Origin of the sequence: Nocardioides oceani (assembly GCF_030412965.1) — a bacterium.
GTDB classification, from domain to species: Bacteria; Actinomycetota; Actinomycetes; order Propionibacteriales; family Nocardioidaceae; genus Nocardioides; species Nocardioides oceani.
The window spans coordinates 1-897 of sequence record NZ_JAUHJQ010000047.1 but is presented as its reverse complement, the minus strand read 5'-3'; the positions used below and the strand labels follow the sequence as shown (position 1 = coordinate 897).

Below are 897 nucleotides of genomic sequence, written 5' to 3'. Positions count from 1 at the left end.
AGTTTTGTCAATACTGGTTTTAGTTCTTGGATTAGTTTAAGTTCTGAAAGTTTTATTAACAAATTTGCAATTAAAGCGGCTATTGCAGGCGCAAGCTTTCAAATGGCAGGATGGGCTACCGCTGCTTCTGCAGCAGGTGGTTTGTTCTCCGGCATGGCTTCTGGAATGCAGAACTCAATAAACTGGGACAACTACAACAAAAACCAAGACTTAAACCGACAAATGCAAATGCAACTTATGCAGATGCAAGGGCAAAATCAACTCGCTCTGTCGAAACAAAACTTTGACCAATCCTTGTCGCTTAAGGGTTTGACTTCTACTAGCTCTCAAGCTGGTAACAACCAAATTGGACCAACTACCGGACTAAACGAACCAGACCGTGGAACAGTTACTTTTACTCCTGGTGGATCCCTTTCGGATGAAGCTAGAGGTATGACAACTGGAAACGACATACATGGATTAACAGCAGACACTAATAGTAGCAGAGTTTTGAACTTTACTACCAACAATGCCTTGCTGTCTCGTGCTTTAACAACGAATGACGATCCTGACACAAAAGATCGTATCATTGCAGCACAAACTGAAGATGAGTCAGATGATTCATCAAATGGAGCACCATCAACACCGAGTGTTCCTCAACCTGGCACTTCAGCCAGCACACAACCTTAGAAAGGTTTTCTAGAATAACAGAAGACGTGGGTGACCAAAAGTCTGCCATGCAAATGCTGTAACCATAGATTTAAGAAGAACAAATCAGTCCTTCAGACAATCAAGAAAATCATCAATTTTCTAAGACTTTGTTGAGAACTTTTGATTCTTACAATAAATCAAAGTGAGCAACTGGCTCTTGATCTAACAGGATGTATGATGAAGACATTCAATCAAGCGCGGGTAAAC

1 protein-coding gene is annotated in these 897 nt (G+C 41.1%); it reads left to right on the top strand.

Annotated elements, in window-relative coordinates; translation table 11 throughout:
* The coding region (locus QWY28_RS23220; RefSeq protein ID WP_300955293.1) for a hypothetical protein at positions 1-669 on the top strand (669 nt) is incomplete at its 5' end.
* Between the last annotated feature and the right edge of the window lie 228 nt (positions 670-897).